Genomic DNA, 25,654 nt, shown 5'->3' with positions numbered 1-25,654 from the left:
TTTTTCCAGTATGACAAAGCGTGCCTACAAAGAGCGATTTTATCCCACCCCCGAGCAAGCGGCATTGCTGGCGCAGTCGTTCGGTTGTGCTCGTTTTGTCTGGAACAACACCTTGGCTTATCGCACTGAGGCGTATCAGCTGCTTGGCGAGTCGGTATCGCACTCAGCGGCTGAAAGGCGCCTGGTGGGCTTGAAGGCTGAGTTTTCGTGGCTCAAGGAAGTATCGAGCGTGATTTTGCAGCAGACGCTGCGCGATCAAAAAGCCGCCTTCGATAACTTCAACAACCCCAAGCTCAAAGCGCGGTATCCGCGCTTCAAGCGCAAGAACGGTCGGCAGTCGATCCGATTGACCAAGGCCGCCTTTCGTTATCGGGATGGCGAGATCACCATCGCTAAGACCACGGCACCATTGCCGATCCGCTGGAGTCGCCCGCTGTCCAGCGCACCCTCCAGTATCACGATTTCGAAAGACCGCGCCGGACGCTATTTCATCAGCTGCTTGTGCGCGTTCGATCCCGAGACGCTGCCAGTCACGTCAAAGACGGTAGGTATTGACCTTGGCCTGGCTGACCTGTTCATCACCAGCGACGGCGTAAAATTGGGCAATCCGCGCCATCTGAAACGTTATGAAGCCAAGCTGGCCTACTTGCAGCGCCGATTGGCGAAAAAGCAGAAAGGCTCGAACAACCGAAACAAACAGCGTCAGAAAGTGGCGAAGCTGCATGCCAAGATCGTGGACTGCCGCCGCGATGCTCTCCACAAAGCGACACGCGCACTCGTTAACGAAAACCAAGTGCTGTGCATCGAGTCGTTGAGCATCATCGGTATGATCAAGAACCGCTCCTTGGCCAAGGCCATCAGCGATGCAGGCTGGGGAGAGTTTGTCCGCCAGCTTGAGTACAAGGCCGCCTGGGCAGGTCGGCAGTTGGTCAGGGTCAGCCAGTGGTTCCCCAGCAGCAAACTATGCCATGGCTGCGGCCACAAGGTGGAAAAATTGCCGCTCTCGCAGCGCCATTGGCGCTGTGGCAGTTGCGGTAACCCCATCGACCGCGACATCAACGCAGCTAACAATATTCGAACCGCCGGACTGGCGGGGTTAGCCTGTGGAGCGACTGGAGCGGGGACAGCGGTCTAGCCGCTGTCTAGTGAAGGCGTGTAGAAGCAGGAAGGTTCTGTGGGTGACCTCAGAACCCTCGCCCAAAGCGCGAAGCGCGGCGGGCGGGGAGTGTCAGCAAAGCTCAACGATGAAATTATATTTGGGCTTAGTGAATTCATTGAACTTAACACTGACTGGGCGTTTTAACGTTGCTCTCTTACAGGCAGCAGGGGCCGATCAGGGCAATAACTGTCCAAGAATGAACAAGAACCTGAGGCAACGCAGTGGCTTAGCCAAACGCAGACCGGAAAAACACATGATTTCAAAGGGCGATGATGGACCGGAACGTTTTTCTCCAGGCAAAAGCATCAGACGCTTATGGCGTCAAAAGGAGGAGAGTTCACCGTGAATCTTTCAGCCGAATTACGTTTGAAGGCCATTATAGACGGCACACGAGCTGGCACCTGGGAATGGAATATCAGAACCGGGGACGTGGTTTTAAATGAGCGGTGGGCGACCATGCTGGGCTTCACCCTGGATGAGATTCAACCGCTTTCCATTGAAACCTGGAACCAGCTTTGCCACCCCGACGACCTGAAGCGCTCTTATGAATTGATCGGTCAGCATCTGGACAACAAAATCCCTTTTTATGAATGCCTGTGCCGAGTTCGACGCAAGGACGGTAGTTGGTGCTGGATTAAGGACCGTGGCATGCTGGTAAAACAGGCAGACGGCACCCCCACCGAATGGATGATGGGGACGCATATCGACGTTTCCAGCGAGCAGGAATCCCAACAGCACTTCACCCATCTCGCGGCCTCCGTGCCTGGAATACTCTTCTCGTTTGAAATGGACTCACCGGACGCCCTGCGTTTCACTTATGTCAGTGAACGTTCGTACGCCTATTTTGGCATCACTTGTACAGCCATTGAGGAAGATGCCTCGGCTTTCTTCGATAGCGTTCATCCACTCGACTCGTCAGAAGTCCATGCTACCGTGCAAAACTGTTACAGGTCTTTATCGGAGGCGTCCTGTCAATTTCGAATGGTAATAGATGGCGCCGAACAATGGTTCCGGGCGGTTGCGCGGCCCATCCAAGACCCCTTTGGCAAGCTCGTCTGGCATGGCATGTTGGTAAACATTGATGACCAGAAACAATTGGAAAATACACTGGCTCGCCTGTCCATTACGGATGAATTGACAGGGTTGTTTAATCGGCGCTACCTGACGCAGGCCCTCAACGACGCCATGGAGCTTTACCAGCGGTATCAGTCGCCTTTCTCACTGATCAGCCTTGATGTCGATCATTTTAAGAAAATCAATGATCATCACGGCCATTTGGTGGGTGACAACGTATTGTCCAAAATCGCCGGATTGATGGCAGATCGATTAAGAACCACAGATATTGTAGCTCGCACCGGCGGCGAGGAATTTCTTGTCATTTTGCCTAACACCACCGAGAAGGAAGCCACCCAGATTGCGGAAACCCTTCGACAGATGGTCAATCAGGCCGAGTTTCTTGGCCATGACCATACACCTTTTATTGTCGCCATCAGTGGTGGCGTGTTGGAAATGTCCGAGGATATTGCGTCTGTCGAAGAGCTGCTAAAACGATCTGACCAACTGCTCTATGAGGCCAAGGATCGTGGCCGGAATATGGTGCTTGATGAGCAGACGGCCTCGATGAGTGGGCCTTTGCATTCCGGATCAAATGCGCGTCCCCATAACGACGTTGGAATCTACAGACCAAAGCGGAATATAGATCAATAACCACATGATCCTATTATGATTCACTTCTTCCAGCGAGCCATACGATACATGTTAGATACTGCGTCAGCCCCCATCACCATAACACCAGGCACTGACCCAGCCTGCAGATTAAAAACCAACCAGAGAACACTCCCTAATAACAAAGCGCTACGCCTGGGTAAGCCGTGAAGAAAGAAAATCCCCATACTCCCTATGATGACGGCAAAGACTGGCAAAAAATCCCAACTGCTCTGCCAGCTTAGCCCACCTGAAATAAGATATAGCCCGATGAAAAGGGCAGCCAACCAAGCGCCTCGATATCGAATACCCACCAGGTTACGTACCGCGGTGATCAGATTGAGCAGAGCGGCCGTGGGCTGAGCCAGCAGCATGAAATGCAGACTCCATACCAGGCAGGAGCCAGACAGAAGCAAGAGCATTCTCACATCTTGTCTACACTGGAACGCCAGAATACCCGCTAAAGCAGCCAAGCCGCCGACACCCTGAGCCCAAAACCATGCCTCGCTCACACATCGTCCAGTCGAGCCGACAAGGTGCCAGGTGCTAAAGGAAGGGACTGGCAGCGTGACCAGATACGCTCGTAGGCGGGACGAAGCCTTTCTGTCTGTTTTTCTGCCTCGCCAATGGCAGGTCTCAGTCGTGTCATTGCCTGCTCGATCCGCCGAGAAATGGCGCGCTGATCAAGCCGCGTCAGTTGGCCATCCGCCACAACGCGTTCACCTTCCACAAAGACCGAATCGATACTCGCACCACTCTCACCAAACACCAGCTGACGTAGAGGATCATTAAGCGGCGTAAAAGCGGGACCATCCAGACGATAGAGCACCAGATCGGCGCGCTGACCTGGTGCAATCCGTCCTAGCCGGCCTTCCATGCCAAGGGCTTTGGCGCCGCCCTGCGTGGCGGCATAAAGTGCCTCTTCGGCGCCAATCCAACGTTTGTAGTCGTTGCCGCGTAACTTATGTATCAAGGCCGTGTTGGATACAACTCGCAACATGTCGGTGGACTCTAGGGAGCCACAGCCATCTGTTCCCAGGCTCACATTGACGCCTGCATCCAGCAAGGCACGCATCGGCATGAGCCCAGAGCCCAGCTTCAAGTTGCTATTAGGGTTGTGCTGAACACTGGCACCGCTTCTGGCAATACGTGCAATGTCGTCAGGCGTCAGCCAAACGGCGTGAATCAAGGACGTACCGGGTGCCAGAAACCCCAGATCGTCAAGGTGCTGAAACAGGGTTTTCCCGCGTTCATGCCAGGCGGAAGCGGCCTGTAGGCGCGTCTCTTGAACGTGGATGATTACCGGTAATTGGGTAGCGTCGGCAAGTTCGCGCACCTGGCGCAGAAAACCATCGCTACAGCGCTGCGGTGCTGAAGGCGCCAGCAGGACGCCAACCCGGTTTACATCTGGATGGCGAGTCGCCGCGAGCTCTTCAACAAAACGCAGGTACTCGGAGGGAGGCGTGGCCTTGACGGTTGCCAAACTGGCCAACGTGTCGTCGCTACACTCCTCGTGGATGAAGGGCACACTCTGATGGAAAGGAACATCAAAAAGCGTCGGTCCCAGCAATGCGCGGATGCCAATGTCCTCATAGGCTGACATCGCCGCCTCGATATGTTCTGGATGCAGCACCGGCGAGGCGTTGAAGTCATCGACGATGCAGGTGGTGCCCGAGAGCAGCGCCTGACTGGCGCCCACCAAGGTCCGCAGGTAGACATCTTCAGCGGTGAGCGGCAACGGCTTAGCTGGACGCACATAATTCATCCAAAGCTCAAGCGGCAAACGATCGTAACGCCCCTTATGAAAGTTTTCATGGGAATGATGATGGCCATTGAGAAACCCCGGTACTGCGAACGTATGCCGGGCATCTACGGGCTCACCTTCAGGTGGGGCGCTGCCCGTTGGGCGAACGTCGCGTATCTCGCCGTTTTCAATAACGATATCGACAGGCGCTGGAAGCACATGAAGTCCATCTTCGGCCAGCGCCCTAAGCCCCAGCAATGTCAGTTTGGTCATAGCACCTACAGCCGATGCCCCCGTTAGGGGGCATCGGCTGTCTCCCTAGTATGATAGATCACTCGCCCAGATAGGCCTCGCGCAGGGCAGCCTGCTCGGCAGCCAGCGACTCGGCGAACGCTTCGTGTCCTTGAAACTGGATATCAGAGCCAATCTGGCTGATCAGCCGCAGGAACCCTTCGTTCTGGGTCATGCGCTCGAAGCCATCGCTAAGCTCGGCCACTACCTCGTCGGGCGTACCCGCCGGCGCCATCACGCCACGCCAGAACTGAAAGACAACATCATAGCCCTCTTCCTGGCACGTCGGGATATCCGGATAAGCCTCCTGGCGCTCGATATCGGTCACACACAGACCCGTTAGCGTGCCCGCTTCCAAATGTTCACCGACGACACTGGGCGCGCCAGCATAGGCCATGGTATTGCCCCCCAACAATTGGGTCACAGCTGGGCCGCCACCGCCCAATTCCACACCGCGCATCTCAACATCGGCGGCGCCTTTCAGCATCTCGAACACCGTATAGGTAAAGCCGTTGCGGTTGTCGGAGCTATAAATCACTTCATCAGGATGATCACCCGCATGCTCAACCAGTTCACCAATGGTCTGGAAGGGCTGCTCCGGCGTGGTCACAAAGATAGCGGGGCTATAGTTGATGCGCGCGACAGGCACGAAGTCATCCATTTCATAGGGCAGATCTTCTACCTGAGGCCGTAGCGAGTTGATGGTAGGATCGCCGAACAGCAGCATGGTGCCATCGGGCGTGCTACCGGCCACTTCTGCGGCGGCCACTGCCCCGCCGCCGCCACCGCGAATCACCGAGATGAGCGAGCGCCCAAGAAACTCCTCGCCTACGGCCGTGATGATGCCGGCATGAAGTGAGTGGGACCCTCCGGCAGGATACGGGGTGACAAAACGAATCGGTTCATCGGGAAGGTGGCTCTCTTGTGCCAGCACCGTACTGGCAGCAGTGAGACTGGCAGCAGCCAGGGATGCCGATAAAAGTGTGAGAGGAAGAGTTTTATGGTTCATGAGTCGCCTCCGTTGGCGTTATGTGGCTTCTTGCGACGGGACCATGGGAGCCTGAGAGTGGCGCCCTTGGGCTTCAGCCCTCGCCATGCCAGAAAGGCAATGACCAAGACCAGAAGACAGAGAAGAACAAGACTGATCGGGCGTGACCAAAAGATCGCCAGACTACCGTTGGAGAACACCAGGGATTGACGTAATGCACTCTCGAAACCCGGGCCCAGCAACAAACCGATGATCAATGGCGCGATGGGAAAGCCGGTACGGCGCATCAGGTACCCCGCCCCACCCCCAAACACCAGAATCAGAAGATCAAAAGTGCTCGAATTGACGGCATAAGCACCACAAACGCAGAGCAGCAAAACACAGGGATAGAGCACAGCGTGCGGGATACGCGTCACCTGCTTTAGCCAGCGAATGGCGAACAGGCCGAACACCAACAACAGGAGGTTGGTCACCAAAAGCACCATAAAAAGACCAAACAGAAAACCGGGGTTTTGCTGTATCAGCAGTGGGCCTGGCATCATTCCCTGAGCCATGAGGGCACCGATAAGCACGGCGGTAATGGTGTCGCCTGGAATACCGAAAACGGTCATGGGGATGAGCGCTGAAGGGACCACGGCATTATTACCCGCTTCGGCAGCGGCAAGGCCTTCAAGCGATCCTTCACCAAAGCGCTCGGGCTCACGGGAGCGGCCCCGCGCCAGACCATAGGCGATCCAGCAGGCAATTTCAGCGCCTAGGCCCGGCAGCGAACCGAGAAAGGTGCCTAGTGAGGTCGAACGCAGAATCGTCGGCCGCAATACCCAGAATTCAGCCCAACGTAGCCGCTCTCCACCATGCTCAACGTCGCCAGCCGTTTGTTGACCTTCTGGTGGATGCGTCAGCTGCATCAATATCTCACTGAGCGCGAACATGCCGATCATCAAGGGAATCAGTGAGACTCCCGCCAGCAGATCGGTATTGCCAAAGGTAAACCGCTGATAGCCAGACATTGGATCCAGCCCGATACACGCCACCAGCAGACCCAAGCCGGCCGCCGCTAACCCCTTGGCTGCGTTCCCGCCGCTCACGGTTGCAATCATGGTGAGGGCAATGAGATAGAGCAGTGCGAATTCAGGTGAACCAAAGCGAATGGCGATCGATGCCAGCGGAATCGCCACCACAATCAAAACCAGTGTCGCCATAAGATCGGCCACGACAGAGCTGAACAGACTCAACTCCAACGCCTTGCGGGACTTACCCTGCAGCGTCAGTGCATAGCCGTCTCGCGCCGAGGCCGCCGCAGCTGCCGTCCCCGGGGTATTAACCAAAATGGCGGGGATCGACCCACCGTAGATGGCCCCTTTATAGATCCCGAGCAAGAACGGTATGCCAATGGTGGCATCCATGAAAAACGTAAAAGGCGCCAGGACGGCGACCGCCATGGTCGCCGTAAGCCCTGGTAATGCGCCGATCAGGATGCCTCCCGCCAACCCTCCCGATAGAGCCAGGAAAGTCCATGGCGATGCCAGCATGGCCAAGCCCTGCTGGAGAATCGAAAAATCGATCACAGCCAGCCTCCTCGGGGGAAGTAGATTCCCATCACGCCCTCGAAGAGGTGGATAACAAGCACTGGCGGCACAATCGCAAGTATCAACAGGATGTACCAGCGCCGCTCGCCAAACAGCAACGCCAGCAGCGGAACTGCCAGCATGCTGGTCAGCCAGATTCCAAACCACGGCAGTCCGATGGCCACAACGACCATCAAAACGTAAGCCGACAGCGCGCGGGACGTTCTCCCGGTTTTGATGGGTGTTGGCGGTTGAGGTCGCCAAGCCATCAGCATCAGCACAACGCCAAGGGCCGCGACCAGAAGCGCCATCAGTCCAGGAAAGAAGGCAGCCGAGCCAATATAACCAGGATCACCGTAGGGAGCCGTCGGGGCATGCACAATGCGAAGGAAGACCAGCCCGGCGGCAAGTGTTCCTAACCCCATCAGCGTTTCAAGAAGCCGAGTGGAGCGACGCGAAAGTACCGTGTTCATCAGGTCGACCATGGGCTGCCACCTGCGGGTCTGGGTTTGGGGCGTGCCGGTTCCGGCAAATCACAGCGCAGGAATTGCCCACGGCCTGCCACCCCCGCATAGGCACCATCGCGCCACACCACCTCACCGCGGCACAGCGTGGTAGCTGGCCAGGCACTCACCGGAATACCTTCATAGGGGGTGTAATCCACCGCGTGATGCAGGTCATTATTACGGATCTTGCGGTCAAGCCCGGTATCCCAAATCACAAGATCCGCATCCGCGCCCACCGCAATCGAGCCTTTACGCGGATAAAGGCCGTACATGCGTGCCACGTTCGTGGCCGTCAGGGCCACGAACTGCTGAATAGACAGACGACCGGTCTCGACGCCATGGCTGAAAAGGAGCGCCATGCGGGTTTCCAACCCCGGAATGCCGTTGGGAATACGATCAAAGCTGGCATCGTTGCCTGCGGCAAACTTGCCCTCGGGGCCGGCAAAGGTGAAGGGGGCATGATCAGAGGAAAACACCTGAAAGACCCCACTCTCGAGACCGTCCCAGACCACTTGCTGGTTGGCGCGATCCCGGGGTGGGGGGCTGCAGATACACTTGGCGCCATGCGTCTCGTCATCCGTGATCCCCAGGTCATCCGCCGTCAGAAACAGGTATTGCGGACAGGTCTCGGCATAGATCCGCAGGCCATGACTATGCGCCCAGCGCACCTGCTCAACGGCCTCACGGCCGGACACATGGACGATCAAAATCGGCACATCGACCAACTCGGCATAGGCAATGGCCCGGTGCGCGGCTTCACGCTCGACCAGCATGGGACGTGCCTCGGCATGATAGCGTGGTGCCGTATGCCCCTGAGCCAGAAGCCGCTCGGTCAACCAGGCAATGCAGTCCGCATTCTCGGCATGCACCATGACCATGGCGCCGTTTTCTCGAGCGACAGCCAGCACATCAATGATCTCCCGGTCAGCCAGTTTCAGATCGTCGTAGGTCATGTAGATCTTGAAAGAGGTGTAACCCTCACGAATCAGCGCAGGCAGTTCGACCCCTAACACCTCAGGAGACGGGTCAGTCACGATCAGGTGAAAGGCATAGTCGATGCAGGCCTTTCCCTCAGCGCGTCGATGGTAGTCGTCTACCGCTGACCTCAGGCTCTGCCCCTTCTTCTGCAGCGCAAAAGGAAACACCGTCGTGGTACCACCACAGGCGGCCGAGCGAGTGCCCGTCAGAAAATCATCGGCCATGCGAGAGCCGTCTGATGTCGGCTGATCCAAATGACAATGGCCATCGATGCCACCGGGCAAGACCCACCGGCCGGCGGCATCGATCTCCTCCCGACCGGCCGCCAACCCCTTGCCCAACGCCACGATAATGCCGTCACGAATACCGATGTCGGCTTCAAAGACATCCGCCGCCGTGGCGCAGCGAGCATGACGAATCACCTTATCAAAATCATTCATTGGTCCAGTTCTCCTTGCATCAGTCGGCCCCAGCCAGACACGGGAACGCTGCCCTGCCCCGTCATTTGCAGCATTTTCCACACCACGGTGGCGGTGGTATCGAGCACCGGCACCCCAAATTCAGCCTCCCACTGAGGGACCAGATGCGCGGAATACAAATTGGTACACGCGACCACAATGGCTGGCGCGCCAGCCTCGGCCACTCGCCTGACCTGTGCCGTGAGGGTCTCCGGCGAGACCTCGGCATAAGCAAAGTTCTCACTGATGCCGAGATGGTCCTCGGCGACCACCTCGAAACCAGCATCGCGGTAATTGGAGCGAATTCGGGTCTGCACGTCGCCGGTATAGGGCGTCACCAGCCCGAAGCGCTGCAGTTCATAGGTCTCGAGAATCTCGTTGAGGGCCAGCATCGACGTGGTTGCCGGAATGCCGGTTTCTTCCTTGATGCGTCGACAGAGCGTGACGTCATGGTCAAACCCCAGCCAGCCAGCAGAGGTTCCACTCCAGCCGACCACGTTGACGCGGGCGTCGGCGAGCATGCCCGCCGCCACGAGCACGTTTTGGTTATCAAACTGACCAAGCGCCTGCTGACTCAGGGCGATTTGGGTGACGGTAAACCGGGAAAAGTGGGCACTTACGTCGGGCAGCTGACTCAACATGGCAGAAGTAAGCGGCTCCAACGCAGTATTCGACGAAGGCGTCAGCACCCCGAAGCGGATACGGGTCATGGTGTGGTTTCCTGATGGACAGAGGATTCGAGAAGCGTCACCGTCAACGGCTGCGCCCCTTCCCAGAGGCAGCGACGACCGAGTTCCGGCAACTGTTCGATGCCCTTGATGATCGTCATGACATGGTTGCCAGCAATCGGTCCAAGCTTGCTGGCAAACGCACAGGGACCGTACGCCATTAGAATCTCGGTCTCGCTGTAGCCACCGGGGTAAAACAGCACATCGCCGACGGCCGGATAGCGGGTGGGCGTTTCCCAGGGGAGTTGAAAGTCATTATCGCCAAGCGGCACCCAAACCCCTTCCCCACTCCACCGCACATGCACCATCTGCGTTTGCCAGGGCAACAGGCGTAACAGGGCATCGACACTGCATGGCGCGTCAGGGTGCGTCTCGGCGATAAAGCTCAGTTCTCGGCTGCTCATGCGAAGTTGATAAATGGAATGGCTCATGACATCGACTCGCGCCCCACCAGCGCCGCCAAAGCGCTCGAGAGGCCCTGACAAGGCTTGGTCGGCGGTGCCGCATAGCTGCCTGCCTCTGCGGGGCGCGGATTCAGCCGCGTGAGCAGTTCGGCCTGGCGAACCGCGCAGCTCACCCCATCAACGATCGGCACAGGAATATGGCTTTCTACCTGGCGCGCCAGACCGGCCAACGGCGCGCCGGCAATGATCAGCACATCTGCGCCATCTTCATGCACGGCTGCCTGGCATAGCGCCACCAGCTGCTCACTTTTCTCCTGTTGCACGGCGCCAATGTCATGCAGGGGCTCGTCCAGGCAACGGATACCCGCCAGCCGTGACGCCATGCCGTAACGATCGACGGTTTCGCTGTACCAGGTGCGAATACGGCGGGAGATGGCCACAATCCCGATGCGGCCACCGAGCATCGCGGCACTCATGAGAGCACTCTCCGTCAGCCCGACGACCGGGATCGGCAGCATTTCCCGGGCAGCCTCCAGGCCGGGATCCCCAAAGGCCGCGACCAGGGCAGCATCGTGACCCTGATAATGCTCGGCCAGCTCGTTCATGACGGCGTAGGCACCGATCGCCGATTCCGCCCGCGTCTCGATATAAGCCACGCCGAACGTCGCGGTGCGCAATGTCAGCTCGGTGTCAGGCGATGCGCTGCGCCTGGCTTCATTACCAATCAGTTCGGTAACACTGTGAGACGTATTGGGATTGACAATCAAAAGCTTCATCAGGCTCTCCTTTACACCTGCGCCCGGGCGCGTTGCCAAAGCGCTTCAGCGGCGCCCTGGGCATCAGAAAGCAAGACTGATGTATTGGCACGGCTCAGCTCACCGCCTTCAACGACAACCTCGCCATTGCAAACCACATACTCCACATCTCGCCCCTGGGCCGTGTGAACCAGGTTGCCCATCGCATTGATTAGCGGCACAAGGTGTGGCCGACGGAAGTCAAACACCACCAGGTCGGCGCGCTTGCCAGGCGTGAGTGACCCGAGCTCAGCGTCGAGCCCGAGTGCCTTGGCACCTCCCAGGGTTGCCATCTCGACGACATGATGGGGCTGCCACGTCTCATTGACTTCGCCCTCCTGGACGCGCCCCATGATCAGCGCCCAGCGCATCACCTCCACCATATCGGCGTGCATGTTGTCAGTGGCCAGCGCCAGGTTCGCACCGGCCTGACGCAGACGCGTCGTCGGGGCAATACGACCACCGGTCGCATTGCCTCGCGGTACATGGGCAATATTGGTCGCCGTGGCGCCAATTCTTGCGATATCGCTATCGCTGACATACATGCAGTGCGCCGCGGTGAACCGAGAGCCCAGCAAACCGACGTCATCGAGCAGCTCGGTCGGGCTCATGCCGTCGCGCTCCTGAACACGACGATTCTCTTTGAGGCTTTGGGAGAGGTGGCCATTGACCTGGACGCCCAATGCCTCGCTTGTCTTTGCCACTTTCGTCAGCAGTTCTTTGGAGCAGGTATCCGGCGCATGCGCAGCCAGCTCAACCCCCAGCCGACCGTCCATACCGCCCTGCCAGCGATCATGCAACGCGACGGCGTCGGCCAATGTCGTCTCGCCGATCTCGGCTCGGTGCTCCCAGATACCTTCATGCACCCGGCTGAAGTCCACATCGTGTATCCGACCGCATGTAATCACACGCATACCGAGCTCGCCCATTGCAGGCAGGGTCTGGTTGGCGTGGACATAGCTATCGTTGATCAGCGTGGAGCCGAACAACAGGGCTTCTGCCGCGCCCAATCGGGCCAGAGCCACCGCTTCTTCTTCACTGACCTCATGGCCATGGGGTACCCCCGGGGTATACGCCGGGGCAAATCCCATATCCTCGGCGACGCCGCGCACCATGCTGAGAATGGTATGGGTGTGCACATTGACGAACCCCGGGGTGACAACCCGACCTTGCATGTCAAGCGTTCGACGGGCGGGAGGTAGCGGCTTGGCAGGATCGTCGGGGCCGATTTCGACCAACCGACCCGCATGGATGACGATACGACCACGCTCGATTTCCCCGAGGACCGGATCGACCGTGATGACGCGGGCACCATGGATCACCAGGTCGGCGGGATAGGTCGCATTAAATAAAGGCGGTGTTTCCATTTATTACTCCTGGAGCCATCAGTAGCCAAGTAAACGAGGAAGACCGGTAACGATCGGGGGAAAGGCGATGCACAGACCAAGGATCGCAAACTGAAACGCAACGAAAGGCAGCGACTCCTTGACGAGTGTCATCATCGGCACTTTGGTAATGCCGCTCATCACGAAATACAGCACCCCAACAGGGGGCGTCATCATGCCGACCACCAGGTTGTACATGAACAAAAAGCCGAAATAGAGAGGATCGATACCGTAGACAAGCGCCACGGGCGCAAACAGGGGCACCAGCATGATGTAGGCCGCGTTGGATTCGACCAGCATGCCGATCCCCACCAGCAACACCATGGTCAGCAGAATGAACGTCAAGGGATCGCTAGTTAATGACTGGATGAATGACGACAGCATCACCGGCACCATCTCGATGGTGAAAACGAAGGTGAGTACGGAGGCGAACGCTATCAACGCCCCCACCATGGCTGACGTCACCGCGGCCCGGTAAAGACACCCGGGAAGATCGGCAAAATGAAGACGGCGAGTCACGACAAAGCCGATGAATGCCGAATAAACAACCGCAATGGCCGCCCCTTCAGTCGCCGTGAAGACACCGCCGACAATGCCACCTACCACGATGACCGGCATCATGATAATGACTAGGGCACGCCGGGCTTGATGGGCCACATTACACAGATTGAAAGACTCACCCGTGAGTTCGTAGCCACGTCTCCAGGAAATCCAGCTCGCGATGGCCATGAAGCCCACGGCCAGCATGAGGCCAGGGACGATGCCGGCCATGAAGAGACCACCCACTGACACGGATGAGCCGGCCATCAGGGCATAAACAATCATGGCATTACTGGGTGGGATGACAGGCCCCAGGTTAGCCGCCGACGCAATAACCGCACCCGAATACGCATCAGGATAATATTTGCGCAGTGACGGGACCAATGTGCTGCCCATCGCACTGGCGCTGGCAACGGCTGCCCCGCTTACCGAAGCAAAAATGGTGCCTGATGTGATGGTCACGTGGGCGAGCCCACCATGCATGCGACCCACCAGGCTATTAGCAAAGGCAATAAGGCGATCCATGATCCCCGCTTTTACCATCAGCTCACCGGCCAGCATGAACAGGGGTATCGCCATCAAGGGAAAACTGTTGACGGCATGCATCATGCGCTGTGGCATCACGACCAATTCAAAATCAAGCAGGAAAAGTGATGCCAAAGCCCCCACCCCAATGGCAAAGGCCAGCGGCATACCCAATACCGCCAATCCGAGAAACAGGCTGATAGCTAACCAAGTCATGGTCTATTGACCTCCCAGGTGGCCGAACCGCCCCAAGCGAGCAATGTCAGATGGAGGAAAGCGTGGGCGCCGCAAACCATAACGGCGATAAAGTAAACAGAAGAAGTGACGGGCAATGTCGGCATCAACTGATTCCAGCCATCAACAGTTGCCGTGTAACTGCCTACCATCACCATCAACATCAGCAATGCTGACAGGCCTGCGGTAAGTCGAAACAACTGCTCTCGCCGCCTTTCCGGCATCATCATGACAAACAGATCAATGCCGACATGAACGCCGTGTTTCACCCCGTGGGGAATGGCCAAAAAAATTGCCCAAACAAAGAACAGCCTTGATAGTTCATTGGCTGAATCTATTGATGAACCCAAGACATAGCGCCAAAAAACTTGCAAAGAGATGAAGACAGTCATCAACGCCATTACCACCACAACAGCCCAGTAAGTGGCGATATCCAATTGCTCGATCAGCTTTTTAAAGTAACTAAAGCGTTTAGATACCGGCGGGGGCATTGGCCCCCACCCGCGTTTTTCATCATGGCGATTTTCAGAGGAAGAAGGCGTCATAGCTCGTCTCACTTAGCGCTTTCAGCTTCTTGCATCACCAGCTCGAGGAACTCAGGATCGACCCGCTCGGCAAGCGTATCCGCCACTCCTGAGGTCGCCTCGCGAAGTTCGGCGCGCAACTCATCAGGGATCGATGTAAACTCCATGCCCTCGTCGATAAGCATCTGACGCCACTCTTCTTCTTCCGCCGCAGCCGCTTCACGCTGCCACTCCATTGCCGCTTGCATACCCTCGTCCACTAGCATGCGATGTTCATCGGAGAGGGCGTCATAGCTATTCTTGTTCGCCACCGCGTTGATAAAGTCATAAAAGTGACCACTGTCCGAGAGATAATCCTGGACCTCGTGGAAGCGACGACTTGCAATAATGTTGTAGGGGTTCTCCTGTGCATCAAGCACATCCTGCTGAAGGGCCGAGTAGAGTTCTGACACATCCATCGATTGCGGATTAGCCCCCAGAGCTCGGAACGTCTGAAGGTGGACCTCATTGGGCTGCAGACGAATACGCATGCCCTCGAAGTCTTCAACCGACGTAATCGGGCGCAGATTATTCGTCACGTGGCGGAACCCGAGCTCGCCGTAACCCAGGTTGACAAAGCCGAGCTCTGCCATCTCCTGGTCGAGATGCTCACCGACGGGACCGTCCATAACTTCAAAGGCCTGCTCACGACTGTCGAACAGGAAAGGCAAACTGACGGCTTCGTAGTCCGGCACGGTCCTACTGAAGTAAGCAATCGACGTAAAGACCGCAAAAATACTACCGGAGCGCACCTGATCAACGTTTTCGGTTGCACCGCCCAACTGCATAGCGGGAAAAAGATCGACCTCGATCTCGCCCTCGGACTCCGTTTCGACATACTCTTTAAATATTTCCATGGCGCGAGAGACCGAATGATCCGTCGGAAAGTTACCTGCCACTCGCAGTTGTTCCGCCGCCAGGAGCGAGGGTGACAGCAGCATACCCGCCGCCAAAAAAGGAACCGCCTTCAAAAATTTGCTATGGGACATGATGAAATCTCCAGCCGTTTTAGTAAGGACAGCCTGGGCACTCAGAGCTCGGCCACCTGAGATTAAGTCAGCAACTAGCATGCCAAGCCCATTTTCATCACACCGACATCAGCCATTTATTGTCGTAAATAAATGAATATAAAGGATAATAATATTGTTCTTTATATTATTTAAAATAGTTAATACAATATTGCATACAATATTTTTGAAAATATATCGCACTCATTTTGTGCGATAAAAATGCAAACGCCCATTAACAGTGCAGTCGTACCAGACGCACTTTTGATTGAAAGCCGACCCCATTCATACGTATCTTACGGCTAGTGAAAATACAGGAACCTTTATGGACACATCCCTTGCAAAACTTGCCATTGATGAGATAGCCGAGCGGATAACGGATGCGGTAATGGAGCACCGGCTACCCCCAGGCATCAAATTAGTGGAAGAAAAACTAGCCAGTGCTTTCGGTGTGAGCAGAACGAAGATTCGTCAGGCACTGACATTGCTGGCACAAGACGGGCTTGTGACCCTGCACCCCAACAAGGGGGCCTACGTGACGCGCCCCACGGCCGACGAGGCGAGAGACCTTTTTGTCACCCGTCGATTGGTAGAGCCGGAGATCGTACGTAATGTCATCAAGCGCGCCTGCGCCGACGACCTGGCACAGTTGCGGGCTCATTTAGAAGAGGAAACCGAGGCACGCCGGCTTGGAGATCGGCGGCGCATCATTCGGCTGTCAGGCCAGTTTCATATGTTGATGGCTCGCCTTAGCGGTAACAGCTTCATTGAAAAACTGATGGCGGAACTCTGTCCTCTGACCTGCTTGATTATTGCTCTTTTCGACGAGCCTCAGACGCCCGCTTGTCCAGAAGATGAGCATGCCATGATTGTGGACGCGATAGCTGAACGTGATGAAGAACGAGCCATCGACTTGATGCTGCATCACTTACATCACATTGAGCAGGCACTTCATTTGGATCAGCAAGTTGAAAGTGGCATTCACTGGGAAGCACTTTATGGATAGAGAAGCAGCGCTGTATGCCCTCATAGATCATAAACCCTTCCATCTATCCCAAAAGGCACCGTACGGAAGCAATTAAGGCGTCCGTCATGACACTTCGCCAAGCTGTTTTCGAGACAGATTGGTCGGACCGGATACATCATCGTCTCCCTCATGCATCGGGATAGGCCGTGCCGCGCTTGACGCGCACCAGTAGCTCCTCCCCGCCGATCTGGCCGCCCTTGAGTACTACCTCCAGCCCGTCGACCGGCGAGTCGGTGGCTACCAGCCGGCACAGATGGCCGCCCTGAGCCTCATCGAAGGCCACCAGTTCCAGGGCATCTGCCCCGAGTTGCCGCATGGCATGGCTCGAGGTATCACCACCCGCAAAAACAACACGATGAAGATCGCCTGCCTCTCTCAGCTCGCGGGTCAGTCGAGCGAAAACCTCGCCAACGACCGTCGCCAGTCGCTCGGTTGAAAGGTCAGCAATGACATCCGTGTCGCTGCGCGTGGTCGCCACAGCGACATCACGACCCTCTCGGAACATAGCCATCACCTGGCGGGACAGCCGTCGGGCCACGCCAGGCGCATCGCGCATCGCCTCTTCGGGCTGCAGTGGCAGAACGCAACCGCCCTGCGACTCGAAATGCGCCAACTGCATGCAGGTCTGGGGGGAACAACTGCCGGATAGCACCAGCAACCGCGCCACGCCTTGATAGGTGGTCGGCAACGGGTGGCGCTCCACCGTATCGCGGGTCAAGGAACGGCCCACGGCATCTGCCAGCCCCTGGGCAGCAACCGCGAGCGTAGGACGGTGCTCGGCCAGGCGCAGGATCAACTCGGCAGCGTGTTGCAGCTCGGACTGATTGGTGGCATCAAGGACCACGAAACGCTCTGACTCAACGGCCGACCACAATGTCTCCCAGCCGCCGCCCGCCTGACGATAGTCGAGCAGTGTGACCGCCGCCGACGCAATTGTCGTCTGCGAAGCCAGATGACGACGCAAGTCCGCCTCGTTCATCGGGGTCGAGGGGTGATGCGCCATGCCTGGATGCTGATCCAACCGACAGATCTCGCCCTGGTAGCGGGTGAACAGGTGGGAAAATGCGGTGTATCGCCCGAAGTCCGGGGTAGCGGGCATCACCGGCAGAGCACAGCCCGGCCAGCGCCGACGGGCCAGCTCCATTACATGCCCGATGCTGCCCACCGTCGGTGATGAATCGAATGTCGAACAGATCTTGAACTGCATTAGCCTGGGGGCGATCAACTCGATGACTGCAAGGGCCGGCTCGACCTCGGCGGTGATTGCCGACGGCGTCAACCCACGAGCCGTCCCCGCCAGCCCTACCACATCCAGTTCCGTTGCCATGTCAAAGATCGTCTCGGGCGCTGCAGTGGAGAAAAACAGTCGCCCACGAAATCCATGGCGGCAGAACTGCGCCAAATTTTCCGTCGAACCGGTGAAATCGTCGCCATAAAAGGCAACCAGTGGTCTTGTCATTGTTAGCCCCTCTTTTCTGGTTGCTCAGGTGCTCTCTCGCACCTTGAGCTCGTAGCCTATATCAACTCTCGATGAAGCGGGCGATCCGCCCTCCAGCTTCGCCAATAGCATTTTCGCGGCCTCTACGCCCATCTCGTAGCGGGGCACGGTCACGGTTGTCAGGCGTGGCGTCAGGTGCTCACCCAACGACAACCCCAGATATCCACCGATGGCGATATCCTGGGGCACCCGTACGCCAATCCGATTGGCTTCCAGAATGGCCCCGGCCGCCAGGTTATCGTTGGCGAAATGTAACGCCTGCAGTTCAGGACGTGCGTCCAACGCCTCCAGAAACAGTTTCCGCCCTACCTCATACGACGAAGGTTGGTCATCCTGAAATAGCACGTCACTTTCTATCCCAGCTGCCTTCAATGCCTGACGATGCCCTTCATACCGCAGGCGGGCACGATAATCGTGCGCCATGCCAGTTCCCAGAAAGGCAATACGTTGATAGCCCCGCTCGACCAGATGCCTGGCCATGCAGGCCCCCGCTTCGGTGTTTTCAACCCCAATGTTCATATCGATGCAGGTCTCGCCCAACTCCATGATCTCGACCACAGGTCGTCCCCAGGCCTTCAGCCGACGTTCAGCGCTCTCGCGATGCCGGAGACCGGTCATGATCATCCCTGAAGGCGAATAGCCGAGCACCGTATCGACCAGGGAGGCCTCGCGTTCCAGGTCAAAATCGGTGGAGCCCAACAGCACCTGATAACCAGCGGGTTCAAGGGTCTGCTGGATGCCATGGATTACCTCGATATAGGTCAATATCGACAGTGACGGCACCACCACCGGAATCACTCGGGTACCTGCCGAGGCCAGACCGCCGGCGATCAGATTGGGAACATAGCCCAGTGCGGACACGGCATTGTCGATACGCTCACGCAAACCGGCAGAGACATTCTCGGGCGTATTCAGGGCGCGCGACACAGTGATCGGCGCGACCCCTGCCTCCCTCGCTACGTCCTTGAGCGTGACACGGTTATCACCTTGATGACGTCGACGTTCTCGCACGCCCGTCTTGTTGGTTGACATACCCTTCTCCTATCTATCCCAGTTTGCGTTCCTGGAAGTTTATCCTATGATGAAAAAAATGGTAGCGCTACCAAATCACCAGTGCTAGCTTTCTGAATAGCCATTCGAACCAGTTGGTGAGGAGTACGCAAATGGCGAGCCAGCCATCTTCAGTTGAAATGCCGCGCATCAGCGCCAGCTACCGCATCGAAACGCCGCTTGATCCAGAGCGGGCGGCCCTGGCGATGGCTGGCGAGCAGTCCTCCGGCACTTTCCTCAAGCTGGCCGGAGAAACCGATGCCCTGCGCGAACGCCATGCCGCCAGGGTAGACGCGGTCACCGCGCTGACGGCATGTGATACGCCCTCACTGCCTGGCTGTTTATCCGGTGACACTTACCAGCAGGCGGATGTCACCTTGTCATGGCCGCTCGAGAATATCGGGGCCAGCCTTTCCAACCTGATGGCGACGATTCTTGGCAACCTCACTGAGCTACGGGAACTTTCCGGTTTCCGGTTGACGGATATCGCACTGCCCGATGTGTTCATCAAGGCAATGCCCGGCCCCCAGTTTTCGGTTTCCGGCACGCGGCATTTGGCAGGCGTCGACCGGGGCCCGCTGGTGGGTACCATCATCAAGCCCAGTGTAGGCCTATCCCCCGAGGAAACCGCCGCACTGGTCAAGCAACTGGTGGAAGCCGGCATCGACTTTATCAAGGATGACGAGCTGATTGCAGATCCCCCCTATTCGCCGTTAGCCGAGCGGGTCCCTGCGGTGATGCGAGTGATCGAGGAACACGCTCAACGTACCGGGCGCAAGCCCATGTATGCCTTCAACATCACTGGCGACCTCGATGAAATGCGCCAGCGCCATGACCTGGTCCGCGACCATGGGGGTACCTGTGTCATGGCCAGCGTCAACTGGATCGGCATGGGGTCGCTGACGGCACTGAGGCGTCATGCCCAGCTACCGATTCATGGTCACCGCAATGGGTGGGGCCTTTTCTACCGCCATCCGCAGTTGGGCATCGATTACCGCGCCTACCAGACATTACTGCGCCTGGCCGGTGCCGATCACTTGCACGTCAACGGTCTCGGCAGCAAGTTTGCCGAGGCCGATGCCTCGGTGATCGACTCCGCCCGCGCCTGCCTGACCCCATTGCTCGAAGCGCCGGACCGCGACGATTGTGCAATGCCGGTTTTTTCGTCGGCCCAAACGATCCACCAGGTACCCGCTACGTTCGCGGCACTCAAGTCGACGGATCTCATTTACACCTGCGGCGGCGGCATCATGGGCCACCCCGATGGAGTCGCCTCTGGCTGCCGCGGAATTCGTGCCGCCTGGGACGCCACCTCCCGCGGAATATCGCTGGAGGAATACGCTAAACAGGAACCCGACCTTGCGGTCGCGTTGCGGGCCTTTAGCCGCCCGTTTTCAGGATGAAGCAACACCGATACGCCATAACAACATCAATACGCCACTACGACATCAAAGAGGTAAGTACCATGAAGACAATAACAGCAAGCAGCATCTTCCTCGTTGGCCTCGCGGCCTTTGGCACGACAACAACGGCCTCAGCCGAGGAGTTGGCCATTGCCATCCACGTCGAACCGTCGCATCCCATGTTCAAGGTGGGCGAACGGCTCAAGGAGAGCATCGAAGAAAAGACCGACGGCGAATTCTCGATCACCCTGCTGGGGACCGAAGTGGGCGGCGAACGTGACCACCTCGAGGGCGCCAGTTACGGCGAGTACGCTATCGCCCTGGGTGGCTCAATGCCCATGACCCTATATGCCGAGGAATTTGCCGCCGCCGACCTGCCCTTCGTCTACGGCTCCAGCGAAGAGGCCCGTGAGGTCTACAACGGCGAGACCGGCGAACTGCTCAACGAACAGCTTATCGCCAACGGCAACATGCGTCTGGTCGGACTTTCCGCACGCAATCCGCGCAACCTGACGTCCAACTTCCCAGTCGAAACGCCAGAAGACGTTCAAGGGGTGCGCATGCGGGTACCCGAGATCGCGCCCTGGATCCAGATTTGGGAAGAAATCGGCGCCCTGCCCAGCCCTATCGCCTGGCCCGAAGTTTACACGTCCCTGCAGACCGGGGTGATCGATATGCAGGAAAACCCGGTTGATCTGATCCATGCCGGCAAACTCTACGAGGTACAGAGCCATATCAACCGCACCGAGCATGTCTATTCGTTCTTTCACTGGCTGATGAACGAGGACTTCTACCAAGGGCTTTCCGATGAAAATCGCGACATCATCCTCGGTGCGATCGATGAAGCGACCAGCTGGGGTAACGACATGGTCGCGAATGGCCAGGCCGACCTCTACGCGGAGCTTGAGGAACTCGGCATGACCATCGTCGAGCCGGATGTCGCCGCCTTCCGCAGCGCAGCCGAACCCGCGATTCGCGACATTGCCGAGAGCTATCATCCTGCGGTGCGTGACTACGTCCTGTCACTCGTCGAGTAACCGCAAAGGGCGAACCGTCACTTTCGGCGGTTCGCTCGCTCGTCCATTCCGATGCACATCACCCGGAGGCGCCCGTGAAAATCTCGGAACGCGTTACCCGTGCACTTGATCTGTTCTGGAAGTTGCTGACCGGGGTTGTGATGACAGCTTTCGCGCTGATGCTGATCATCATGGCTGTTCAAGTCATCTCACGCTATGCCTTGGGCATTGCCGTGTCCTGGACCGATGAAGCCTCGCGCTATCTCTTCCTGGCCGAAATTTTCCTGGGGTCAGTGCTCGCGCTGCGCTACCAGGAACATATTCGCATCACCATCGTGACCGACATCTTGAGCCCTTCCGTGCGCAACATCATTGCCAGCGTAGCGGATGTGATCTGCGTGCTGGTGCTGCTGATGCTCGTCGCTGGAGCCTGGAACATGATGGACAGAACGGCCGGCATCATGGCCAGCACCTTTCAGATGAGCTTTTCCTACATCTACCTCATACAGATGATTTCCGCGTTGCTCATGATCGCGCTCCTGCTCGGTGAACTTTACCAGCGTCTCATGGGCACCCCCCAACCCACCATCGAAGATGGCAGGAGTGACTGACCATGGAAGTTTTCGTCATCATGTTCGTTGGCTTGATCGTTCTGCTGATGCTCGGGGTTCCCGTGGCATTCGCCATGATCGCCTCTTCGGCCCTTGTACTGGGCTATACCCGTGGCTTTGACGCCATCCCCATGGAAATGATCTCACAGCGGACACTATACGGGGTCAACAGCTTTACCCTTCTGGCTATCCCCGCCTTTCTGCTCATTGGCCGCCTGATGAACAGTGCCGGCATCTCGGACCGTGTCTTCGATGTCGCCCGCACCATGGTCGGCCACTTCAAGGGTGGGCTGGGTCATGTCAATGTCGTCGCCAGCATGCTGTTCGCAGGCATGTCCGGCTCGGCGGTTGCCGATGCCGGCGGACTCGGGGCGCTGGAAATCAAGGCGATGGAGGACGACGGCTACCCGACTGGCTTCAGTGCCGCCGTTACCGCCAGTTCGGCCACTATTGGACCGATCATCCCACCCAGCATCCCCGCTGTCATCTACGGCGCCCTGGCCAATGCCTCGATTGCCGCCATCTTTCTGGCTTCCATCATTCCCGGGCTATTCATGGGCATAGGATTGATGGTGATGGTCGCCATTATCTCTCATCGGCGCGGTTTCCCGACGCGGGCAAGGGCTCGTTTCAGCGAGTTTACTCTCGCCCTCACGCGGGGCGCACTGCCAATGTTAACCCCCCTGATTATCATCGTGGGGATTCTCTCGGGCGTGTTTACCCCTACCGAGGCGTCGGTGGTAGCGCTGATCTACTGCCTGATCATCTCGTTTCTGGTCTATCGTTCGATCAACATACGCGAGTTCCTGAATATTCTGCGCGCCACCGCCATTGATACCGCCGCGCTGCTCTTTATCATCGCCGGCAGTGCGCTTTATAGCTGGGTGTTGGCACGTTATCAGGTGACCGCGCTGGTGGCGGATTTTCTGCTGGCAACGGTGACCGACCCACTCGGACTGCTGCTCTTGCTGGCCCTGTTCATCCTCCTGATCGGGCTCTTTATTGATTCAGTTCCGGCGCTGTTCCTGCTGACCCCGCTACTGGTGCCGGTGGTGATGCAATACGGTATCGATCCCGTGCATTTTGGCGTGGTCATGATTTTCACCCTGATGATCGGCTTGATCACACCGCCTGTCGGCACTGTGCTGTTCACGATACAGAAGATCACCGGCATGCCGTTCTCGGGTCTGGTGAGGGAAATACTCCCGTTCTACATACCGCTTTTCGCGGTATTGCTGATCATCATCCTGTTCCCAGCAGTCGTCATGTTTCTACCCAACCTGGTACTCAATTAGGGCAGCAACGCCTGTCCACGACAACGAGGAGATTCACATCATGTCTGTTCTCATTACGGGGGGGCTCGGCCACGTCGGCTCCTGGGTGGCCTACCAACTGGCCAAGCAAGGCAAGCAAGTCATCATCTGCGACATGGCGGCCGGCCATTTCGATCGGCTGGGTCTCGACTATCTGGAGGAGGTGCGCGACAAGTTAGTGCTGGAAGCCGTCGATGTCCTCGACTATCACAGCATGTTCGAGCTTTTCCTTCGTCATCAGGACGAACTGGAAGGTGTCATCCATGGGGTCTCGGTCATCGCCGGCCCCACGTTCCAGCAACGCCCCTTCAAGAATATCTCGATCAACGCGATGGGTACCCTGAATGTACTCGAAATCTGTCGAATTCTGGGGATTAACAAGGTCGTGAACATGAGTTCCGGTGCCGTTTACGGCGATGCCCCGGGACCCCAAAGCGAAGCGACGCCTTACAAAGCGACCGATCTTTATGGGGCCACCAAGATTGCCGGTGAGCTCTATGGCTTGCAATACAGTGACACCTACGGAATGGACGTACGCAACGCACGGCTGTTCTTCGTCTACGGTCCTGGCAAGCGCCCATCGCACATGCATATGGTCTACCAGGGATTGTTTGGCCCGCTGGAAGGGCTTGACGATATCCAGGCACCCAACGGCGCCGAGCAGGCCCTGGACTGGACTCATGTACACGACACAGCGGCCGGCATCGTCAAATTGTTCCAGAAGGACAGTGTTGTCCAGCGCAATTTCAACATCTCCAGCGGGGTCAGCGTCGACCACCTGCAGATCGTCGAACACGTCGCCGAGATCACGGGCAAGCGGGCCAACGTCAAACTGGGTCCCGGCCCCTTCGTGGTCAGAGGCGCACCGCTGGATATCTCGCTGGCCCAGCAGGAGCTTGGCTTCACGCCCAGATTCACGGACATTCGCGAAGGCATCCGCGACTACTGGCAGTGGCTGAAATCCAACGCCAATTGAAGGGAGCAATGGGAGGCAACTGAACGCATTCGCCGCACGACCTGCGAAGTATGCGTCTTATACGTGAAAAATGGCTGGCTACCTCGCAGGGGTGATGCTGGCCATCGCTTGCGACGCTTTGCAACGCCGAGTCCCCAGCTATCGTTTAGAACTCGATATTGTGGGTATAACGTATATTCATCAATCGACAGCGCTAAGCGTGCTACTTTGAATTACCACGAAAGTTGTATTTCATAAAAAAATAGAGGTATGTCGCTGCTATGAAACATCTCATCATGACACTCCTGACTACCCTGGGACTGGGCCTTTCTGCCACCACCATGACGGCACACGCACAAGATGACCCTATCGTGGTCGGCGGTCTCAACTACACGGAGCATTTGATTCTCACCTCCGCCACCTTCCAGTTGCTGCAAGCCAAAGGCTATGACGTCGACAAGCGCGAGGGGTTGGGCACCTCCGTTTTGCGTCAGGCGCAGGAAAATGGCCAAGTCGACCTCTATTGGGAATACACCGGCAACTCAGTCATCCTCTTCAATGACCAGCCACAACCCGATAATGCCGCCGAGACCTACGCCACTGCCAAGCGTCTGGACGCCGAGAAAGGCCTGGTCTGGCTGAATCCTTCGGACACCAACAACACCTATGCGCTCGCCATGCGCGAGGCCGAGGCCGAAAAACTCGACATCCATACCCTTTCTGATCTAGCCGCGGCGATGAACGATGGTGCCGATCTGACGCTAGCCTCTAATGCCGAGTTCTATGCCCGCGAAGATGGGCTGCGGCCACTCCAAGAAGCTTATGGATTCGAGTTTCCCCGCTCGAGCGTCAAGCGCATGGACTCAGGGCTTACTTACAATGCGCTGCGTGAAGGCGAAGTCGACGTGGCGCTGGTATTCGCTACCGATGGCCGCAATGGCGCCTTCAACTTCGAGGTGCTCGACGACGACCAGCAGTTCTTCCCGGTCTACCAGCTGGCACCGGTGGTTCGCCAAGAAACCCTCGACGCCCACCCTGAACTTCGCCCCCTGCTAAACGATATGTCCGCTGCGTTGAACGATCCGACGCTAATCGACCTGAACCGCCGAGTCGACGTCGATGATCAGAGCATTGAAAAGGTCGCGAAGGACTTCCTGACCGAAAACGACCTGCTCTAACCCCTTGCTCCGATCCCATCTTCTTTT

General features: G+C 57.4%; 24 protein-coding genes. 9 read left to right on the top strand and 15 right to left on the bottom strand.

Features of this window, described 5'->3' with window-relative positions; all coding sequences use genetic code 11:
- Nucleotides 1-10: 10 nt before the first annotated feature.
- Together QC816_RS12680 and QC816_RS12675 are read left to right on the top strand one after the other, a co-directional pair.
- Nucleotides 11-1,135 carry an RNA-guided endonuclease InsQ/TnpB family protein gene (locus QC816_RS12680; protein WP_309782655.1) on the top strand — a complete coding sequence of 375 codons (1,125 nt, stop codon included), beginning with the start codon at nucleotides 11-13 and terminating at the stop codon, nucleotides 1,133-1,135.
- A gap of 366 nt (nucleotides 1,136-1,501) precedes the next feature.
- Nucleotides 1,502-2,866 carry a sensor domain-containing diguanylate cyclase gene (locus tag QC816_RS12675; RefSeq protein ID WP_309782653.1) on the top strand — a complete coding sequence of 455 codons (1,365 nt, stop codon included), beginning with the start codon at nucleotides 1,502-1,504 and terminating at the stop codon, nucleotides 2,864-2,866.
- 20 nt (nucleotides 2,867-2,886) lie between these two features.
- On the opposite strand, the gene QC816_RS12670 is transcribed toward QC816_RS12675, so the two are convergent.
- From QC816_RS12670 to QC816_RS12610, 13 genes are read right to left on the bottom strand one after another with little or no spacing between them, the layout of a single operon-like run.
- Nucleotides 2,887-3,375, bottom strand: coding sequence for a YgjV family protein (locus tag QC816_RS12670; RefSeq protein WP_199285016.1), 489 nt, complete (start codon nucleotides 3,373-3,375; stop codon nucleotides 2,887-2,889).
- Nucleotides 3,372-4,880: an amidohydrolase family protein gene (locus tag QC816_RS12665; RefSeq protein WP_309782649.1), complete on the bottom strand. Its 1,509-nt coding sequence runs from the start codon at nucleotides 4,878-4,880 to the stop codon at nucleotides 3,372-3,374. The genes QC816_RS12670 and QC816_RS12665 overlap by 4 nt, the downstream gene beginning before the upstream one ends.
- 58 nt (nucleotides 4,881-4,938) lie before the next feature.
- A complete protein-coding gene (locus QC816_RS12660) occupies nucleotides 4,939-5,907 on the bottom strand; it encodes a tripartite tricarboxylate transporter substrate binding protein (RefSeq protein ID WP_085917346.1) in 969 nt (322 codons plus the stop codon).
- The gene (locus QC816_RS12655; protein ID WP_199285014.1) at nucleotides 5,904-7,454 is read right to left on the bottom strand and encodes a tripartite tricarboxylate transporter permease; all 1,551 of its coding nucleotides are present in this window, start codon (nucleotides 7,452-7,454) and stop codon (nucleotides 5,904-5,906) included. Before QC816_RS12655 ends, QC816_RS12660 begins: the two co-directional genes overlap by 4 nt.
- Nucleotides 7,451-7,939 carry a tripartite tricarboxylate transporter TctB family protein gene (locus QC816_RS12650; RefSeq protein WP_264826584.1) on the bottom strand — a complete coding sequence of 163 codons (489 nt, stop codon included), beginning with the start codon at nucleotides 7,937-7,939 and terminating at the stop codon, nucleotides 7,451-7,453. Before QC816_RS12650 ends, QC816_RS12655 begins: the two co-directional genes overlap by 4 nt.
- A complete protein-coding gene (gene hydA / locus QC816_RS12645) occupies nucleotides 7,927-9,378 on the bottom strand; it encodes a dihydropyrimidinase (RefSeq protein ID WP_264826582.1) in 1,452 nt (483 codons plus the stop codon). The genes QC816_RS12650 and hydA overlap by 13 nt, the downstream gene beginning before the upstream one ends.
- The gene (locus QC816_RS12640) at nucleotides 9,375-10,106 is read right to left on the bottom strand and encodes a maleate cis-trans isomerase family protein (protein WP_268900856.1); all 732 of its coding nucleotides are present in this window, start codon (nucleotides 10,104-10,106) and stop codon (nucleotides 9,375-9,377) included. The genes hydA and QC816_RS12640 overlap by 4 nt, the downstream gene beginning before the upstream one ends.
- Nucleotides 10,103-10,555, bottom strand: coding sequence for a DUF3830 family protein (locus QC816_RS12635; protein ID WP_199285011.1), 453 nt, complete (start codon nucleotides 10,553-10,555; stop codon nucleotides 10,103-10,105). Before QC816_RS12635 ends, QC816_RS12640 begins: the two co-directional genes overlap by 4 nt.
- Nucleotides 10,552-11,304: an aspartate/glutamate racemase family protein gene (locus QC816_RS12630; RefSeq protein ID WP_085917341.1), complete on the bottom strand. Its 753-nt coding sequence runs from the start codon at nucleotides 11,302-11,304 to the stop codon at nucleotides 10,552-10,554. Before QC816_RS12630 ends, QC816_RS12635 begins: the two co-directional genes overlap by 4 nt.
- A gap of 11 nt (nucleotides 11,305-11,315) precedes the next feature.
- Nucleotides 11,316-12,689, bottom strand: coding sequence for an amidohydrolase family protein (locus QC816_RS12625; protein ID WP_199285009.1), 1,374 nt, complete (start codon nucleotides 12,687-12,689; stop codon nucleotides 11,316-11,318).
- 18 nt (nucleotides 12,690-12,707) lie between these two features.
- Nucleotides 12,708-13,988, bottom strand: a complete 1,281-nt coding sequence (locus tag QC816_RS12620) for a TRAP transporter large permease (protein ID WP_085917339.1) — start codon at nucleotides 13,986-13,988, stop codon at nucleotides 12,708-12,710.
- A complete protein-coding gene (locus QC816_RS12615) occupies nucleotides 13,985-14,551 on the bottom strand; it encodes a TRAP transporter small permease (RefSeq protein WP_264826578.1) in 567 nt (188 codons plus the stop codon). The genes QC816_RS12620 and QC816_RS12615 overlap by 4 nt, the downstream gene beginning before the upstream one ends.
- An 8-nt stretch (nucleotides 14,552-14,559) precedes the next feature.
- Nucleotides 14,560-15,558 carry a TRAP transporter substrate-binding protein gene (locus QC816_RS12610; RefSeq protein WP_085917337.1) on the bottom strand — a complete coding sequence of 333 codons (999 nt, stop codon included), beginning with the start codon at nucleotides 15,556-15,558 and terminating at the stop codon, nucleotides 14,560-14,562.
- Nucleotides 15,559-15,901: 343 nt separating this feature from the next.
- On the opposite strand from QC816_RS12610, the gene QC816_RS12605 reads away from it, so the two are divergent.
- The gene (locus QC816_RS12605; RefSeq protein WP_264826577.1) at nucleotides 15,902-16,582 is read left to right on the top strand and encodes a GntR family transcriptional regulator; all 681 of its coding nucleotides are present in this window, start codon (nucleotides 15,902-15,904) and stop codon (nucleotides 16,580-16,582) included.
- Nucleotides 16,583-16,730: 148 nt separating this feature from the next.
- On the opposite strand, the gene QC816_RS12600 is transcribed toward QC816_RS12605, so the two are convergent.
- Nucleotides 16,731-18,062 carry a four-carbon acid sugar kinase family protein gene (locus tag QC816_RS12600; protein WP_309782642.1) on the bottom strand — a complete coding sequence of 444 codons (1,332 nt, stop codon included), beginning with the start codon at nucleotides 18,060-18,062 and terminating at the stop codon, nucleotides 16,731-16,733.
- Between the two features lie 24 nt (nucleotides 18,063-18,086).
- Complete coding sequence (locus QC816_RS12595; RefSeq protein WP_199285006.1) at nucleotides 18,087-19,133, bottom strand: LacI family DNA-binding transcriptional regulator; 1,047 nt, start codon at nucleotides 19,131-19,133, stop codon at nucleotides 18,087-18,089.
- Nucleotides 19,134-19,264: 131 nt separating this feature from the next.
- Here QC816_RS12595 and QC816_RS12590 point away from each other — a divergent pair, with 131 nt between their 5' ends.
- The 6 genes from QC816_RS12590 to QC816_RS12565 all read left to right on the top strand — a co-directional run bounded on the left by QC816_RS12590 (nucleotide 19,265) and on the right by QC816_RS12565 (nucleotide 25,627).
- Nucleotides 19,265-20,554 (top strand): ribulose-bisphosphate carboxylase large subunit family protein, encoded by a 1,290-nt coding sequence (locus tag QC816_RS12590; RefSeq protein ID WP_309782639.1) that lies wholly within the window; start codon nucleotides 19,265-19,267, stop codon nucleotides 20,552-20,554.
- A 62-nt stretch (nucleotides 20,555-20,616) separates the two neighbouring features.
- Nucleotides 20,617-21,591, top strand: a complete 975-nt coding sequence (locus QC816_RS12585; RefSeq protein ID WP_085917333.1) for a TRAP transporter substrate-binding protein — start codon at nucleotides 20,617-20,619, stop codon at nucleotides 21,589-21,591.
- 74 nt (nucleotides 21,592-21,665) lie between these two features.
- A complete protein-coding gene (locus QC816_RS12580; RefSeq protein WP_066318125.1) occupies nucleotides 21,666-22,181 on the top strand; it encodes a TRAP transporter small permease in 516 nt (171 codons plus the stop codon).
- A 2-nt stretch (nucleotides 22,182-22,183) separates the two neighbouring features.
- Nucleotides 22,184-23,476 carry a TRAP transporter large permease gene (locus QC816_RS12575; protein ID WP_085917332.1) on the top strand — a complete coding sequence of 431 codons (1,293 nt, stop codon included), beginning with the start codon at nucleotides 22,184-22,186 and terminating at the stop codon, nucleotides 23,474-23,476.
- A gap of 40 nt (nucleotides 23,477-23,516) precedes the next feature.
- Nucleotides 23,517-24,470, top strand: a complete 954-nt coding sequence (locus QC816_RS12570) for an NAD-dependent epimerase/dehydratase family protein (RefSeq protein ID WP_085917331.1) — start codon at nucleotides 23,517-23,519, stop codon at nucleotides 24,468-24,470.
- A 260-nt stretch (nucleotides 24,471-24,730) separates the two neighbouring features.
- On the top strand, nucleotides 24,731-25,627 hold the full coding sequence (locus tag QC816_RS12565) for a glycine betaine ABC transporter substrate-binding protein (RefSeq protein ID WP_422823744.1): 897 nt from the start codon (nucleotides 24,731-24,733) through the stop codon (nucleotides 25,625-25,627).
- Nucleotides 25,628-25,654 lie beyond the last annotated feature (27 nt).

The sequence above is a fragment of the Vreelandella janggokensis genome, assembly GCF_031451615.1.
GTDB classification, from domain to species: domain Bacteria; phylum Pseudomonadota; class Gammaproteobacteria; order Pseudomonadales; family Halomonadaceae; genus Vreelandella; species Vreelandella janggokensis.
This window is presented reverse-complemented; position numbering and strand designations above follow the sequence as displayed.